Here is a 16,495-nt window from a genome sequence, read left to right as displayed (position 1 = left end):
CTGTGCAATTCATTTTTATCCTCCTATAATCGAGCACTATTTTTTGCAGGGAATGCGGTTTTTGATTCGTTTTTCCATGATCTGCGATAAAAGAGATAACAAAAGTTATCATTAATAAAATAATTTAGAGGTAAGACATGGCTATTCAGCGCACATTTTCTATTATCAAACCAAACGCAGTGAAAAAAAATGTTATCGGTGCTATCTATCACCGTTTTGAAAGCGCAGGCTTTAGCATCATTGGTGCTAAAATGTTGCATTTAACGCGCGAACAAGCTGAAGGCTTTTATGAAGAACACAAAGGCCGTCCTTTCTTTGACGGTTTAGTTGAATTTATGACTTCGGGCCCAATCATGGTTCAAGTGTTAGAAGGTGAAAACGCAATCCAACGTCACCGTGATCTGATGGGTGCGACTAATCCAGACAACGCATTAGCAGGTACATTACGTGCTGATTACGCTGATAGCTTTACTGAAAATGCGGTACACGGTTCAGATTCAGAAGCTTCTGCTGCTCGCGAAATTGCATACTTCTTCACTGAAAACGAAGTTTGCGCGCGCTAATTTATTAGCATCTCTACGCGAAAAACAGTACAATGCGACGCCCTGTTTGATAATTAACAGGGCGTTTTTTATTATTGTTTAATTATACAAATATATAAGTATCCCATTAGCATCAATGCTAATGCAGGCCGCATAGTGTAACAACGAGGCAATGTCATGACCCAATCTACTACCCCAGCGCCAAGCGCTTCTGTCGCTGTTTCTAAAGAAAATACTGTGAATCAAAAAACTAAAATTAATCTGTTAGATTTAAATCGTAAACAGATGCGAGAGCTTTTTGTCTCTATGGGCGAAAAACCTTTCCGTGCTGACCAAATTATGAAGTGGATGTACCACTACTGTTATGACGATTTTGATCAAATGACAGATATCAACAAGGTGTTACGCAATAAATTAAAAGAAATTGCTGAAATTAAAGCACCTGAAGTTTCTGAAGAACAACGTTCAACAGATGGCACGATTAAATGGGCAATTAAAGTTGGCGATCAACAAGTAGAAACTGTGTATATCCCAGAAGATGATCGCGCAACATTATGTGTTTCTTCACAAGTTGGTTGTGCTTTAGAGTGCAAGTTCTGTTCAACTGCACAGCAAGGCTTTAACCGTAACTTGAAAGTGTCTGAAATTATTGGGCAAGTTTGGCGTGCAGCTAAAATTATTGGCTCATTAAAAGAGACAGGCCGTCGTCCTATTACTAACGTTGTTATGATGGGAATGGGTGAGCCATTACTGAATTTAAATAATGTTATTCCAGCACTTGAGATCATGATGGATGATTTCGGTTTTGGTCTATCTAAACGTCGTGTCACTGTTTCTACATCGGGTGTTGTACCTGCATTAGATAAACTAGGTGATGCAGTTGATGTGGCTTTAGCAATTTCATTACATGCACCAACTGATGAAATTCGTGATGAGATCGTTCCAATAAACAAGAAATATAATATTGAAATGTTTCTTGAAGGTGTTCGCCGTTATATTGCTAAATCAAACGCGAACCAAGGGCGAGTGACTATTGAGTACGTCATGCTTGATCATATTAATGACAGCACAGATCAAGCTCATCAATTAGCTGAACTTTTAAAAGACACGCCATGTAAAATTAACTTAATTCCATGGAACCCGTTCCCGGGTGCGCCATACGGACGTAGTTCTAATAGCCGAATTGACCGTTTCTCTAAAGTATTAATGGAATATGGCTTTACGACAATTGTACGTAAAACGCGTGGCGATGATATTGATGCGGCTTGTGGGCAATTAGCGGGTGATGTTATTGACCGTACAAAACGCACACTGAAAAAACGCCAACAAGGTGAACTAATTTCAGTAAAAGCAGTCTGATACAGTTGGATATCTCTTTCTTTGTGAAGTGTATTACACAATTTCAATGTAAAGAGAACAAGGATGAATTTATTTAAGGAATATAACGATGATAAGGATATCATCAGTAATTATAACTATTGGTTTGATGTTATTGACACTCGGTTGTCAATCATCAGCCAATCAAGGGCGTGTTGCAGTGTCTACACGTTTACAATTAGGTGATGCTTACTTAGCTGAAAGACAATATCAAATAGCGCAATATCATTTCCAAAAAGTGTTATCGGTGATGCCAAATCACTCCGATGCAAATTTAGGAATGGCGTTAACATCGCAGTTATTGGGAAATTCTATTCAAGCGTTAGATTATTACAAAATAGCGATGAACTCGAAGCCAGTAAATGTTAATGTATTAAGGCTTTATGGTAATTTCCTTTGTGAACAAAAACTATTAAACAATAATAGTGTGTTAATTGAGGATATACCGCCAGATTATTTGGTCTGTCAGCAAAGTGATAATAAAATATCAAAAAATTCGCGGTGATACGTTAAGGTACTTTGTGCTTTTGCGAGTTCATCAATGTTAAACATCCAATAGCCACAGTGCCTAGATTGCTAATGAATACTGAAAACAAAACCGAAGAAGTGAAATTAACAGCAGGTCAACTTTTACGCCAGGCACGAGAAAAGGTGGGGCTAACACAACAAACTGTTGCTGATCGACTTTGTTTGAAGTTATCGACAGTTCGCGATATTGAAACAGACACCGTTTCTTCTGATATTGCACCAACATTTTTACGCGGATACATGCGTTCTTACGCTAAGTTAGTTGGCGTTCCTGAAAAAGATATCCTTGGTTTTATCGACCAGCAAGCTCCTGTCAAACAAATTAGAATGACAACCACACAAAATTACTCATTAGGCAAACGTCATAAAAAACGTGAAGGTTGGTTGATGAAACTCACATGGGTGATTCTGATTGTTATGGTTGCTTTTGTGGGGGTTTGGTGGTGGCAAGGTCATCAGGCTGATCAACAAGAATTAGTCTCTATGGCTTCTCAAGACATAGGGCAAAATAGTACCCAAGAAAATACCAACACGATAGATTCTCCTTTAGCAACCACCTTAGATAATACGTCAACATCTGAAGGTGATAATTTACAAGTACCTGCGTCGCCATTAGTTGATAATCAGGCGAATAATGTTGCTATATCACCAACGACTGAAACGACGTCACCAGCATCAACAGAAGTGAGAACGGTTCCATTACCCGTCTCACCTCTAACAACATCAACAACTTCTCGTGCAAATTCAGCACAAGAAGCTACCTCATCAGAAGCAACTGCTATTGCGAATCAATTGGTTCTTATGTTTGATGGTGAATGTTGGTTAGAAATTCGTAATGCTCAAAATAAAGTCTTATTTAATGGTATTAAGAAAGCGGGTGATCGTTTGGAATTTGATGGTGAGCAACCTTATAAACTAAAAATAGGCGCCCCTTCTGTTACTCGCTTACAGTTTAATGGTGAATCAGTTGATTTAAGCCGTTTTACTGGAAAAATAGCAAAAATAACAGTACCGAGCGCTTAATCTGACACACATTTGAGCAAGCATGGAAGCATGGGAGAATTAATCAATGCATAAAGAATCACCTATTATTCGTCGCAAATCGACACGAATTTATGTGGGTAATGTACCTATTGGCGATGGGGCTCCTATCGCGGTACAGTCGATGACGAATACACGAACGACAGACGTAGAAGCGACTGTTCGCCAGATAAAATCACTGGAACGTGTTGGGGTTGATATTGTTCGTGTTTCTGTACCAACAATGGATGCTGCGGAAGCATTCAAGTTAATTAAGCAGCAAGTTAATGTACCTTTAGTTGCTGATATTCACTTTGATTACCGTATCGCATTAAAAGTCGCTGAATATGGTGTTGATTGTTTACGCATCAATCCAGGTAATATTGGTAGTGAAGAACGTATTCGTCAAGTTGTTGATTGTGCTCGTCACAACAATATTCCTATTCGTATTGGTGTAAACGGTGGTTCGCTTGAAAAAGATATTCAAGAGAAATACGGCGAGCCGACACCAGAAGCGTTAGTTGAATCAGCCATGCGTCATGTGGATATTCTTGATAGACTGAATTTCGAACAGTTTAAAATCAGTGTAAAAGCTTCTGATGTTTTTCTTGCCGTTGATTCATACCGCTTGTTAGCGAAAAAAATAGATCAACCACTGCACCTTGGGATCACCGAAGCTGGTGGTGCAAGAGCAGGATCGGTTAAATCTGCAATTGGTCTTGGGATCTTATTATCAGAAGGTATCGGCGATACATTAAGGATCTCATTAGCAGCAGATCCGGTTGAAGAAGTTAAAGTGGGTTTTGATATTCTCAAATCCTTACGTATTCGCTCTCGCGGAATTAACTTTATTGCTTGTCCAACGTGTTCACGTCAAGAATTTGATGTCATTGGAACAGTCAATGAATTAGAGCAGCGTCTGGAAGATATCATCACACCTATGGATGTTTCTATTATTGGCTGTGTGGTTAATGGACCAGGTGAAGCTGAAGTTTCAACGTTAGGTGTAACGGGCGCTAAAACACGTAGTGGTTTTTATGAAGATGGCGTGAGACAAAAAGAGCGTCTTGATAATGTTAATATGATTGATTTATTAGAAGCGAAAATTCGCGCTAAGGCATCAATGCTTGATGACAGTATGCGTATAAATATAAATCAATTGGACAAATAACACTCAAAAAAACTGGCTCATTAATCAATGAGCCAGTTTTACTATTGATTTCACATTGAATACTGATTGATTTCGCTTCTATAATCAGCCTAACAATCAATTAATAACTATTAGAGAAGAAAAGTGGCACAAAAAATCCAAGCCATTCGTGGTATGAACGACTATCTACCTGCTGACACTCGTGTATGGCAGAAAATTGAAAATACGCTAAAACAAATTTTAGCGGGTTACGGCTTTAGTGAAATCAGAACACCTATCGTAGAGCATACCCCTCTATTTCAGCGAGCAATTGGTGAAGTGACCGATGTTGTTGAAAAAGAAATGTATACTTTTACCGATCGCGGTGAAGATGCCCAAAGCCTAACATTACGCCCAGAAAATACAGCGGGTTGTGTTCGTGCGGGTATTGAGCATGGTTTACTTTATAACCAAGAACAACGTTTATGGTATTTGGGACCAATGTTTCGCTATGAGCGTCCTCAAAAAGGTCGTTATCGTCAATTTCACCAGTTAGGTGCTGAAGTGTTTGGTCTACAAGGTCCAGATATTGATGCGGAATTAATTATGTTAACTGCGCGCTGGTGGAAAGCGTTGGGTATCGCAGAACACGTAACATTAGAACTTAACTCTATTGGTTCATTAGAAGCGCGTGCTAATTACCGTGAAGCATTAGTGGCTTTCTTAGAGCAGCATGTTGATAAGTTAGATGAAGACTGCAAACGTCGTATGTATTCTAACCCATTACGCGTTTTAGACTCAAAAAATCCAGAAATTCAGACTTTATTGAATGATGCGCCTGAACTTTTCGATTATCTTGATGACGAATCAAGAGCGCACTTTGATGGTCTTTGTGCGCTACTTGATGCTGTTGGTATTACATACCGTGTTAATCAGCGTTTAGTTCGAGGTTTAGATTATTATAACCGTACTGTTTTTGAGTGGGTTACTAGTGCATTAGGTTCGCAAGGAACAGTGTGTGCAGGTGGCCGTTATGATGGTCTTGTGAAGCAACTTGGTGGACATCCAACACCAGCTGTAGGTTTTGCAATGGGTATGGAGCGCATGATCTTATTGGTTCAAGCGGTTAACCCTGAATTTGTAGCAGATACCAATGTGGCTGATGTTTATCTTGCTTCATTTGGCGATAAGAGCCAAAGCGCAGCGTTAATGCTGGCTGAAGAAATTCGTGATCAATTACCAACATTACGTTTAATGACGAATCACGGTAATGGTAACTTTAAAAAGCAGTTAGGACGAGCTGATAAACAAGGCGCTAAAATTGCGCTGATTTTAGGCGAAGACGAAATTAATGCCGGTACTGTTGCAGTGAAAGATTTGCGTTCAGGGGAACAAACAATCGTTGCTCGCAATGAGCTCGCTCAGCAATTGACTCTGTTATTAGGTTAAGGAGAGACTTGTGGAAGTTTATAGCACCGAAAACGAACAAGTTGATGCAATTAAACAGTTCTTTAAAAACTACGGCTTAACTATCGTTTTAGCCGCTGTTATTGGTTTTGGTGGTGTGTTTGGTTGGAAATACTGGCAATCGCATCAAACAAATCGTCTGCAAGAAAGTGCGGATGCTTTTGCAACAGTTAGTGAGGCACTTGCTAAGCCTACACCTGAAAATATTGCATTAGCTGAAAAATTTGTTACCGATACAAATGATATCTATGGTGCTTTAGCTTCATTAGAGCTTGCCCAAATCGCTATTGATGCTAATGATTTAGTCAACGGTGAACGTCATCTAACTAATGCTGTGGCAAAAGTAAAAAATGACGCATTTGCAGATATGCTTAATCTTCGTTTAGCCCGCGTACAATTAGCATTAGATAAAACAGATGTTGCTTTAGTTTCGTTAGAGCAAGTGAAAGGCAAAGCATGGAATGGAATGAAAAATTATATCCGTGGTGATGTCTTAGCGAAAAAAGGCGATAACGCAGGTGCAACAACCGCTTATCGTAGCGCATTAACTGATGAAAATGCGGGTGCTATTCGCTCACTGGTTGAACTTAAACTCAATAATTTATCCAATTAAAGGGATCTTCAGACATGCAACTGCGTAAAACTCTCCTGGTTGGTCTACTAGCATCTGCTTTGTTGGCAGGATGTTCTAGTGAACAGGATAATGTGACAATGTCTCCATTGCCTGAGGTGCAGAGCCAATTTACACCTAAAGCTGTTTGGGACAAATCAGTTGGAAATGGTATTGGTAAATACTATTCTCACTTGTCACCTACATGGGATGGCGCAGTTGTTTATGTCGCTGATCGCCATGGTTTAGTTAAAGCATTAGAGGTAGAAACAGGTAAAGAGCTTTGGTCACAAGATCTCTCTATTAAAACGGGTTTTCTTTCATCCAATGAGTCTGCATTACTTTCTGGTGGATTAACCGTTTCAGGTACTCGTGTTTTTGTGGGAACTGAAAAAGCGAAAGTATATGCACTGAACACTGAGGATGGCTCCATTGATTGGGAAGTAGATGTTGCTGGTGAAGCTATTTCAAAACCTGTTGTTAGTGATGGTTTAGTACTTATTCATACCAGCAATGGCATGTTACAAGGACTCGACTTATTAACGGGTGAAATTTCGTGGACTATTAATTTAGATACTCCATCATTATCTCTGCGTGGTGAGTCTGCTCCTGCTGTCGCTTATGGTGCAGCTATTATTGGTGCAGATAATGGTCGCGTCAGTGCAGTTGTTCTTTCTCAAGGACAATTAATTTGGCAACAAAATATTTCACAAATTAAAGGCTCTACTGAAATTAGCCGATTAAGTGATGTGGATATCACACCAATCATTGATGAAAATACCGTTTATGCCATGGCGTATAACGGTAATTTAGTTAGCCTTGATATGCGTTCTGGGCAAATCCTTTGGAAACGCGATTTAGGCTCAGTCAATGATATGGTACTGCTGGGTGATAATCTTTACCTTGTTGACCAAAATGACCGAGTTTTATCTGTTCGTAAATCTGATGGTGTGACATTATGGACACAAGAAGATTTATTGCATCGTAATTTAACCGCACCAGCTATTTTTGATGGCTATTTAGTGGTTGGTGATGCAGAAGGTTATCTCCATTGGATTGATACCAACACAGGTAAATTCATTGCACAAAACCAAGTGAACAGTTCAGGTTTGTTAAGTCGCCCTCAAGCGGTACAAGATAAACTGATGATCCAAGCTCGTGACGGTAAGCTTTATCTTTATAGTCGGTAATTAATTGCTGACAAATCTATTTATTTTACGGCTCCTTTAAAGGAGCCGTTTCGTCTTTTTAGTAATTACATGTAAAATACAATCAGGTTCGTGATTGTATTTTTATGAGGCATCAAAAAATGATACCCGTTATTGCCTTAGTAGGGCGCCCTAACGTGGGTAAATCCACGTTATTTAATCGACTAACACGCACAAGAGACGCATTAGTTGCTGATTTTCCAGGCCTCACCCGTGACCGTAAATATGGTCGAGCAGAGTTAGAAGGCGAAGAATTTATTATTATTGATACTGGTGGTATTGATGGTGCTGAAGAGGGTGTTGAAACCCATATGGCATCACAATCGCTACAGGCTATTCAAGAAGCCGACATCGTACTGTTTTTAGTTGATGCACGTGCAGGTTTGATGCCTGCAGACCAAGGTATTGCAAAACACCTTCGCGGTGTTGAGAAAAAAACGTATTTAGTTGCGAATAAAACTGACGGTATCGATATTGATACTGCATTAGCTGATTTTTATTCTTTAGGTTTAGGTGAGATCTTCCCTATCGCGGCATCCCATGGTCGTGGTGTTGCTCAATTGATTGAACAAGCACTATTACCAATTACAGGTAAAGTGGTGGAAGAAGAGCTAGAGCTGACAGAAGAAGAAGAGAATGCAGCTTATTGGGCCGCCTTAGAAGCAGAACAAGAAGCACAAGCATTAGAAGAGGAAGAAGATGACTTCGATCCTTCTACATTACCAGTAAAATTAGCGATTGTTGGTCGTCCTAATGTTGGGAAATCAACACTGACAAACCGTATGCTTGGTGAAGATCGTGTGGTTGTTTACGATATGCCGGGTACAACGCGTGACAGTATCTATATCCCAATGGAACGTGATGAGAAAGAATATATCATCATTGATACTGCAGGTGTTCGTAAGCGCGGTAAAGTAAAAGAAACAGTAGAGAAATTCTCTGTTATCAAAACGCTACAAGCTATTGAAGATTCTAACGTTGCATTACTGGTTATTGATGCTCGTGAAGGTATTTCAGATCAGGATCTTTCATTATTAGGTTATATCCTGAATGCTGGTCGTTCATTAGTTATTGCTGTCAACAAATGGGATGGCATGACACAAGACGATCGCGAACAAGTTAAAGCAATGCTTGATCTTAAACTGGGCTTTGTTGACTTTGCACGAGTGCACTTTATTTCTGCATTACATGGTAGTGGCGTGGGTAATCTTTTTGAATCTATTCAAGAGGCTTATGTCTGTGCAACACGTCGCGTAGGGACTTCTATGCTGACTCGTATCATGAAGATGGCAGAAGATGATCATCAGCCACCGATTGTCCGTGGACGCCGTGTAAAAATGAAATATGCACACGCCGGCGGTTATAATCCACCAGTTGTGGTTATCCATGGTAATCAGGTAACTGATTTACCAGATAGCTATAAGCGCTATTTGATGAACTATTTCCGTCGTACTCTGCAAGTTATGGGTACGCCGATCCGTATTCAATTTAAAGAGGGTGAAAACCCTTATGCGGATAAGAAAAATAAATTAACACAATCTCAGTTGCGTAAACGCAAGCGTTTAATGTCACATTTGAAGAAATCGAAATAAGATAATTAAATTTCTTATTTAAACAAAAAAGCCACATTTTTATGTGGCTTTTTTATATCTATAATTCAATAGGTTGTTTCAATATCATAGTTATCAGTGGTTTTTTGCATTTCATAGAAACTTAATTTTTCAAGTAATCGTTTAAAATATAATTAATTCCTATTCGTATTAATGAGCTATTACTTTGAAAAAAACAATTATCATTGCATCAATTTTTATGCTTTCTGCTTGTGCAACACCTGAAAAATGGGAAGCAAACACCAGCACACCATCTCCTTTAGATATCGCTAAAAATATGTGTATGCAAGAAGCCAATACGCGATATCCTGCGAGATATGTGACTTCAAGTCAGCCTTCTTTTGCTCCAATGAAAATAAATGGTAAAGATATTCCAAATTCAGGGGCTGGGACATCTTTTCCTTCAGATGCGAATGAATGGCAGCGTAGGGATTATTTTAATACCTGTATGAGAGGAGAAGGCTGGGAAAATAAAAATAAAGTTACAGGGTTATTGGCTTTTTTGTTTAATTAATTTTAGAAAATGTTTGTCATTAAACCTGTAGTTTTACTTCAGTAAAGCCACATTTATAATGTGGCTTTATCGTTAATAATTTATTTTCTCTACACCCACTCTTTTTGGATCAAAAAGTCACTGTATAACTTTGCTTCTGGAGTATTTGGTTCAGGGGAATAATTATATTCAAAACGGACTAAAGGTGGCATAGACATTAAGATTGACTCTGTTCTACCGCCACTTTGCAAACCAAATAATGTACCTCTATCCCACACTAAATTGAATTCAACATAACGACCACGGCGGTAGAGTTGGAATTGGCGTTCATGCTCACTCCAAGGCATTGATTTGCGCTTTTCAACAATAGGTAAATAGGCATCAAGATAACCAAGTCCTACATGTTGGACAAACTCGAAACAGTGGTCAAAATCAGGAGTATTTAAATCATCAAAGAAAAGACCACCTACACCACGAGGTTCATTGCGGTGTTTAATATAAAAGTAATCATCACACCATTTTTTATAACGAGGGTAATAACCTTCACTAAAAGGCGTACAAATTGATTTAGCAACCTTATGCCAATGAATAACGTCCTCTTCAAATCCATAATAAGGGGTTAAGTCAAAACCACCACCAAACCACCATACAGGATCCTCACCGTCTTTTTCAGCAATAAAAAAACGGACATTGGCATGAGAAGTCGGAATATAAGGATTAAGTGGGTGAATAACTAATGAAACACCCATTGCTTGAAAACAGCGTCCCGCTAATTCAGGGCGATGTGCCGTGGCAGATTTTGGTAATGTGTCGCCATAAACATGTGAAAAATTAACACCAGCTTGTTCAAAAAGAGCGCCATTGGTTAAAACGCGAGTACGACCACCACCTCCTTCTTTTCTTTCCCAATTATCTTGCTGAAAAGTGGCTTTTTGGTCTATGTTTTCAAGAGAGCGACAAATCGTATCTTGTAGTGATAAGAAAAACTCTTTAACGCGATGAATATCAGGTAAATTCATAATAACCTACAATTTTTATCATATTTATTAAAAATAGAACTCCATATTGTATATGTTCTCATTTTCAAGTTGATTCATAAACCAAACAAGCGATAATAAATTCAGATTTATATGACCGATAATGGGCAAAACCATGGAAATACGTGTATTTCGCCAAGATGATTTTGAGGCAATTATTACACTTTGGGAGCGTTGCGATTTGATATCGCCTGATAACGATCCTGAAATTGATATTGAAAGAAAACTAAACCACTCACCTGATTTATTTTTGATAGCAGAAGTGGCTGGTGAGATTGTGGGTAGTGTGATGGGAGGCTACGATGGTCATCGTGGCTCTTTATACTATTTAGGCGTTCACCCAGACTTTCGAGGAAGAGGCATTGCGAATGCATTGATCTCTCGATTAGAGAAAAAGCTAATAGCGAAAGGGTGTCCTCAAATTACATTAGTTGTACCAGAAGAAAATGATGCGACTATTTGTATGTTTGAGAAGTTGTTATATGAAGATCAAAACCAAGAAAGCACAACTTATACTAAGCGATTAATTGTTGATCAGGATTTTGATCTTTAATTGTATTTAAAGCCCCTAATTTTTCTAGGGGTTATTTCTCTTTCCTTTCTATTTATCTCTTTTTTCCTTGTTTCTATTTTTACGTTTGTATCGCTTATTTTATGCGTAAAATCTGATATTGCCTTTTCTGTGGAACAAAATGTTCTGTTAATGGTCGTAACTAAGCTTTCTTTTCATGTGGTTATCTAAGATCAAATCAGTAGATATTTTGTTATGCTGACTTATCGCGACAGTTTTAGCCTGATGATTGAGGTGATACAAAGAGTAAGATAAGGTGTGCTTAATACCTCAGTATCTATTTTAATGTGTGACGAAGAAGTTTAACGGAGAAACAAATGATGCCTAAGTTTTGGTTACCCTTGTGTTTAAGCGCAAGTGTTTTGCTATTAAGTGGCTGTTCATCCATGGGAGGAATGTCTTTTTCTGCATTAAATCCGATGAATTGGTTTTCAAATAATACGCTAACTGTTTATGCCAATGGATTAGGAAATATCACCAGCTCGACAAAAATAACAGAAAGTGAAATAAAAAATGAGCTAGGTGGTAGCTTCAATTATCGTGAAGGTATGGAGATGCAAGGTAGTGATATTATTGTGGTCGTCCAAGCTCTCGAAGATAAGAACGTTCAACTGGCTTTTTATGGTAAAGAAAAAGGCACTGTTGAAAAAATAGAAGTCTTTGATGCCAAAGCAACGACGGATTGGGGCACAACGATGGGTACACCATTTAAAGATATCTATAAAAAAGCATTTGGTGCATGTAGCAAAGGCCCTAAAGATGAAAAACAGAGAACTATTTTATGCCAATCTACAGAAGCTAAATCGGTGAGTTATGTCTTTAGTGGTCAATGGGATGGCCCTGATGGATTAATGCCACCTGATGAAGTTTTATCTAACTGGACATTAACGCAAATTATTTGGCAGAACAAATCGCCTTCACGCTATTCCTTATAAAATAAGGAAGATTTTATAATCAGACTGTCCGATTTTTGTTAAAAGGCAAATCTTCAGGAAAAAATATTCGATATAATTAACATCATTCTAGGTGTTTTGATTATTGATTAGGAAAGCAATATGTCTCATGCACAAAGTGGCATTTTAGTCGCACATAGTAAATTTGGTCTTTTTATCGAAGCAATGGTCGTAGGTGAATTAGAAGCTCTGCGTGAAGGGTGCCAGAAATTCATGCAATCATTATCTGATTTACAAAAGCAATTTCCTGATGCATCACTAGGCGCAGTTGTTGCATTTGGTTCTGATCTTTGGAAAAAACTTTCCGCTGAAAACAGCGCACCAGAGCTGAAACCTTTTCGCCCTTTAGGCAAAGGTTTAGCGCCTGCAACACAGCGTGATCTTCTTATTCATATTCAATCTATGCGTCATGATGTCAATTTCTCATTAGCACAAGCGGCAATTGCAGCTTTTGGTGATGCAATCAAAGTTGAAGAAGAAATCCATGGTTTCCGTTGGATAGAAGAACGTGATTTAAGTGGTTTTATTGATGGTACAGAAAATCCACAAGATGATGAGCGTTATGGTGTTGCACTGATTAATGACGGTATTGATGCTGGTGGTAGTTATGTTTTAGTTCAACGTTATGAGCACAACCTGAAGAAATGGGCTCGTTTTAGTGAATCAGATCAAGAAAAAATGATCGGTCGTACTAAAAAAGACAGTGTTGAACTTGATGAATCTGAACGTAATGTCACATCTCACGTTTCTCGTGTTGTGATTGAAGAAGATGGTGAAGAGTTAGCCATTCTACGTCATAGCCTACCTTACGGTACTGCAAGCGGTAAACATGGTTTATATTTCTTAGCTTACTGTGGTCGTTTATATAATATCGAACAACAATTATTGAGTATGTTTGGCGAATTAGACGGCAAACATGATGATCTCTTACGTATGAGTAAACCTGTAACAGGAAGTTATTACTTCGCACCTTCTTATGAAGTATTAAAAGCACTGTAATCATTATTTCGTGCTAAATACGTTTTTATTAATGAAATGTCCGCTTTAAATGCGGGCATTTTTGCCTGAATTTTTTTCACGTTAATGACAATCGATGCAAATTTAATTAATTAGCCTGAGTTTTATTCATTTTTAATAGCTTGTAGTTATATCAAATAACAAAAGCTAACTACACTGTTATAAATAAAATCGATAGAGTAACCATTAGAACAAAACTTACAATGATGGGTACTTTTGATGAAGAAAAATACAATCAGAACCTTTGCATTACAAGCAACCGCAGCATTGTCTTTGGTTGTTAGTAGTTATGCTGGGGCTGCTCAATTACTTAATAGTTCTTACGATATCGCAAGAGAGTTATTTTCACAGTTAAATAGCGATTTTAAAGCGCAATGGGATGCTCAACATCCTGATGATAAAGTCACCATCAAACAATCACATGCAGGCTCATCTAAGCAGGCACTTGCAATATTACAAGGTTTACCCGCAGATGTAGTGACCTATAACCAAGTTACAGATGTGCAAATTCTGCATGATAAAGGCAAATTAATTCCTGCTGATTGGCAACAACGTCTTCCTAATAATAGCTCGCCTTATTATTCCACTATGGCGTATTTAGTACGCAAAGGAAATCCAAAGAACATTACTTCATGGGAAGATTTAACGCGTGAAGATGTCAAAGTGGTTTTCCCTAATCCTAAAACCTCTGGTAATGGTCGCTACACTTATTTAGCCGCGTGGGGTGCTTTCGAAAAAGCTTATGGTAATGATGCAAAAACCCAAGAAGCGATGAAGAAATTCCTCAAGAATGTTGAGGTATTTGATACAGGAGGGCGTGGCGCCACAACTTCGTTTATCGAACGCGGACTTGGAGATGTTCTGATCAGTTTTGAATCGGAAGTTAATAATATTCGTCAACAATATGGCGAAGATGAATACCAAGTTATTGTGCCACCTGTTGATATTTTAGCTGAGTTTCCTGTCGCTTGGATTGATAAAAATATTCAACGTAATGATACCGAAGCACTGGCAAAAGCCTATCTAAATTATTTATACAGTCCTAGAGCACAAGAGATCATCACGCAATTTAATTATCGCGTAAATGATAAAGCGGTCATGACGCAAAAATCAGCACAGTTCCCAACAACGTCATTATTTACGATTGAAGAGGTATTTGGTGACTGGAATAACGTGATGAAAACACATTTCACGACAGATGGCATGCTTGATAAGTTGTTAGCGCAAGGACGTCAATAATGTTTACTACAGCCAGCAAACGGGTCTTACCAGGATTTGGATTAAGTTTAGGTGGAACACTGTTTTACACCTGCTTGATCTTACTGTTACCAATGAGTGCGCTGGTTGTACAACTTTCTGATATGAGTTGGTCCCAGTATTGGGCGGTGATAACGCACCCCCAAATTGTGGCTGCCTATAAAGTCACATTACTCGCAGCAGGCGTTGCCAGTATTTTTAATGCAGTTTTCGGTATGTTGCTTGCGTGGATCATTACTCGTTACCGTTTTCCTGGTAGACAACTGCTTGATGGTTTAATGGATTTACCTTTTGCTTTGCCTACGGCTGTTGCTGGTCTCACGCTTGCGACGCTTTTTTCAACACAAGGCTGGTACGGTTTTGTATTGGATAAATTTGATATCAAAGTTATTAACACATGGATTGGTATCTCTGTTGCGATGGCTTTTACCAGTTTGCCTTTTGTTGTAAGAACTGTTCAGCCAGTTCTTGAAGAATTAGGCCCTGAGTATGAAGAAGCTGCTGAAACGCTAGGGGCAAGTCGTTGGCAGACTTTTCGTAAGGTTGTATTACCTGAGTTATCACCAGCACTAATAGCGGGAACAGCGCTCTCTTTTACGCGCAGTTTAGGTGAGTTTGGCGCTGTTATTTTTATTGCTGGCAATATTGCATGGCAAACAGAAGTTGTTTCCTTGATGATTTTTATTCGATTACAAGAATTTGATTATCCTGCGGCAAGTGCTGTTGCTTCTGTGATTTTACTTGTTTCATTAGTCTTACTGTTTTCAATTAATGGATTGCAAAGCCGATTTGGACAACGGTTGAGGGGGCATTGATGTCAGATATTATGCAACAACGCTCTGTTTATCGTCGTCAAATTGATTGGGTGAAGTGGGGATTAATCCTTACAGGTGTTGTGTTATCCATTTTATTTTTAGTTGTGCCTATTGCGTGGATCTTTATGACCGCGTTTTCAAAAGGTATTGAAATATTTACTGAGAACTTATTGGGCAGCGATATGTTACACGCTGTCTGGTTAACCATACTCATCGCGTTAATTACTGTACCTGTCAATATGTTGTTTGGTGTCAGCATGGCATGGCTTGTCACGCGTTTTCGTTTCCCGGGGCGCCAGCTATTAATGACATTGATTGATATTCCATTTGCAGTGTCTCCAGTGGTTGCTGGATTACTTTATTTGCTTTTTTACGGTAGCAATGGATGGGCAGGGCAATGGTTATCTCAGTTTGATATCCAACTTATGTTCTCATGGCCAGGAATGGTATTAGTTACGGTGTTTGTCACTTGTCCTTTTGTGGTGAGAGAACTGGTACCAGTGATGATGAGCCAAGGCAGTCAAGAAGATGAAGCAGCCGTGTTATTGGGAGCGAGCGGTTGGAAAATGTTTTGGCGAGTGACGTTACCAAATATTCGCTGGGCATTGTTATATGGCGTGGTATTAACCAACGCTAGGGCCATCGGTGAATTTGGTGCAGTTTCTGTGGTCTCTGGTGCTATTCGTGGCGAAACCTATTCACTACCGTTACAAGTTGAATTACTGCATCAAGACTACAATACCGTTGGGGCATTTACTGCAGCTGCATTACTCGCAATGATGGCAATTTTCACCTTAATGTTTAAAAGTGCATTGCAATGGCATTTAGCTCGTCAGCAATGACATCATATTTACACAAAGT

General features: G+C 38.9%; 17 protein-coding genes. 16 read left to right on the top strand and 1 reads right to left on the bottom strand.

Features of this window, described 5'->3' with window-relative positions; translation table 11 throughout:
* Positions 1 to 137 precede the first annotated feature (137 nt).
* The 10 genes from ndk to C0T34_RS03910 all read left to right on the top strand — a co-directional run bounded on the left by ndk (position 138) and on the right by C0T34_RS03910 (position 10,005).
* Positions 138 to 563: a nucleoside-diphosphate kinase gene (gene ndk / locus C0T34_RS03955; RefSeq protein WP_023581630.1), complete on the top strand. Its 426-nt coding sequence runs from the start codon at positions 138 to 140 to the stop codon at positions 561 to 563.
* A 156-nt stretch (positions 564 to 719) separates the two neighbouring features.
* A complete protein-coding gene (locus C0T34_RS03950; protein WP_023581631.1) occupies positions 720 to 1,901 on the top strand; it encodes a bifunctional tRNA (adenosine(37)-C2)-methyltransferase TrmG/ribosomal RNA large subunit methyltransferase RlmN in 1,182 nt (393 codons plus the stop codon).
* Between the two features lie 88 nt (positions 1,902 to 1,989).
* Positions 1,990 to 2,424, top strand: a complete 435-nt coding sequence (locus tag C0T34_RS03945) for a hypothetical protein (protein ID WP_075670488.1) — start codon at positions 1,990 to 1,992, stop codon at positions 2,422 to 2,424.
* A 74-nt stretch (positions 2,425 to 2,498) separates the two neighbouring features.
* Positions 2,499 to 3,470 (top strand): cytoskeleton protein RodZ, encoded by a 972-nt coding sequence (gene rodZ, locus C0T34_RS03940; RefSeq protein ID WP_109849725.1) that lies wholly within the window; start codon positions 2,499 to 2,501, stop codon positions 3,468 to 3,470.
* 46 nt (positions 3,471 to 3,516) lie between these two features.
* Positions 3,517 to 4,638, top strand: a complete 1,122-nt coding sequence (gene ispG, locus C0T34_RS03935; protein ID WP_075670492.1) for a flavodoxin-dependent (E)-4-hydroxy-3-methylbut-2-enyl-diphosphate synthase — start codon at positions 3,517 to 3,519, stop codon at positions 4,636 to 4,638.
* A gap of 123 nt (positions 4,639 to 4,761) precedes the next feature.
* On the top strand, positions 4,762 to 6,045 hold the full coding sequence (hisS, locus tag C0T34_RS03930) for a histidine--tRNA ligase (protein WP_075670494.1): 1,284 nt from the start codon (positions 4,762 to 4,764) through the stop codon (positions 6,043 to 6,045).
* A gap of 10 nt (positions 6,046 to 6,055) precedes the next feature.
* Entirely contained in the window at positions 6,056 to 6,676 is a 621-nt protein-coding gene (locus C0T34_RS03925) for a YfgM family protein (RefSeq protein WP_098942306.1), read from the top strand.
* A gap of 14 nt (positions 6,677 to 6,690) precedes the next feature.
* Positions 6,691 to 7,863 (top strand): outer membrane protein assembly factor BamB, encoded by a 1,173-nt coding sequence (bamB, locus tag C0T34_RS03920; RefSeq protein ID WP_098942307.1) that lies wholly within the window; start codon positions 6,691 to 6,693, stop codon positions 7,861 to 7,863.
* A gap of 119 nt (positions 7,864 to 7,982) precedes the next feature.
* On the top strand, positions 7,983 to 9,473 hold the full coding sequence (gene der / locus C0T34_RS03915) for a ribosome biogenesis GTPase Der (RefSeq protein ID WP_098942308.1): 1,491 nt from the start codon (positions 7,983 to 7,985) through the stop codon (positions 9,471 to 9,473).
* Positions 9,474 to 9,657: 184 nt separating this feature from the next.
* The gene (locus C0T34_RS03910; RefSeq protein WP_231039401.1) at positions 9,658 to 10,005 is read left to right on the top strand and encodes a hypothetical protein; all 348 of its coding nucleotides are present in this window, start codon (positions 9,658 to 9,660) and stop codon (positions 10,003 to 10,005) included.
* Between the two features lie 89 nt (positions 10,006 to 10,094).
* On the opposite strand, the gene hemF is transcribed toward C0T34_RS03910, so the two are convergent.
* Entirely contained in the window at positions 10,095 to 11,003 is a 909-nt protein-coding gene (gene hemF / locus C0T34_RS03905; RefSeq protein ID WP_109849724.1) for an oxygen-dependent coproporphyrinogen oxidase, read from the bottom strand.
* 133 nt (positions 11,004 to 11,136) lie between these two features.
* Here hemF and C0T34_RS03900 point away from each other — a divergent pair, with 133 nt between their 5' ends.
* The 6 genes from C0T34_RS03900 (at position 11,137) to cysW (ending at position 16,476) form a co-directional block, all read left to right on the top strand.
* Positions 11,137 to 11,574, top strand: coding sequence for a GNAT family acetyltransferase (locus C0T34_RS03900; protein ID WP_075670504.1), 438 nt, complete (start codon positions 11,137 to 11,139; stop codon positions 11,572 to 11,574).
* Between the two features lie 335 nt (positions 11,575 to 11,909).
* Positions 11,910 to 12,527: an RpoE-regulated lipoprotein gene (locus C0T34_RS03895; RefSeq protein ID WP_239450315.1), complete on the top strand. Its 618-nt coding sequence runs from the start codon at positions 11,910 to 11,912 to the stop codon at positions 12,525 to 12,527.
* A gap of 120 nt (positions 12,528 to 12,647) precedes the next feature.
* Positions 12,648 to 13,544, top strand: a complete 897-nt coding sequence (locus C0T34_RS03890; protein WP_098942310.1) for a Dyp-type peroxidase — start codon at positions 12,648 to 12,650, stop codon at positions 13,542 to 13,544.
* Positions 13,545 to 13,781: 237 nt separating this feature from the next.
* Positions 13,782 to 14,801: a thiosulfate ABC transporter substrate-binding protein CysP gene (gene cysP, locus C0T34_RS03885; protein WP_109849723.1), complete on the top strand. Its 1,020-nt coding sequence runs from the start codon at positions 13,782 to 13,784 to the stop codon at positions 14,799 to 14,801.
* Positions 14,801 to 15,634 (top strand): sulfate/thiosulfate ABC transporter permease CysT, encoded by an 834-nt coding sequence (cysT, locus tag C0T34_RS03880; RefSeq protein WP_109849722.1) that lies wholly within the window; start codon positions 14,801 to 14,803, stop codon positions 15,632 to 15,634. The genes cysP and cysT overlap by 1 nt, the downstream gene beginning before the upstream one ends.
* Positions 15,634 to 16,476: a sulfate/thiosulfate ABC transporter permease CysW gene (gene cysW, locus C0T34_RS03875; protein WP_098942313.1), complete on the top strand. Its 843-nt coding sequence runs from the start codon at positions 15,634 to 15,636 to the stop codon at positions 16,474 to 16,476. The genes cysT and cysW overlap by 1 nt, the downstream gene beginning before the upstream one ends.
* Positions 16,477 to 16,495 lie beyond the last annotated feature (19 nt).

The sequence above is a fragment of the Proteus sp. CA142267 genome (assembly GCF_003336825.1).
GTDB classification, from domain to species: domain Bacteria; phylum Pseudomonadota; class Gammaproteobacteria; order Enterobacterales; family Enterobacteriaceae; genus Proteus; species Proteus terrae.
Note: the sequence above shows the minus strand (reverse complement) of the source record. Positions and strands in the feature narration are given on the sequence as shown.